This is a genomic window from Pseudoalteromonas sp. CR1, assembly GCF_019392235.1.
Taxonomy (GTDB): Bacteria; Pseudomonadota; Gammaproteobacteria; order Enterobacterales; family Alteromonadaceae; genus Pseudoalteromonas.
In genome coordinates, this window is record NZ_JAHXRM010000523.1 from 1 (window position 1) to 245 (window position 245).

1 protein-coding gene is annotated in these 245 nt (G+C 61.2%); it reads right to left on the minus strand.

All coding sequences use genetic code 11. The features are described from left to right. A partial coding sequence (locus tag KZZ04_RS20400) for an FUSC family protein (protein WP_219424064.1) occupies positions 1-245 on the minus strand: 245 nt, incomplete at both ends.

The following is a 245-nucleotide window of genomic DNA, read 5'->3' on the forward strand; positions in this document are numbered from 1 at the left end:
GAACATTGCGCCGACTACGGCGGCCACCGCGATGCCGAGGAAAATCTCTTCGGTACGCGCCTCGGCCACATCCCACACCGCCAGCGGGTTATCCACCACCGGCAAGGCGATCAGCGGCAAGGTGTAGCCGGCCAACATCAACGCGTAGTTGTTCGCGGTGCGCAGGTGCATGGACAGGAACAGCAAAATGCCCGTCCACAACGCAATCACCACCACCAGCACATACGGCGACTGCACAAACATCG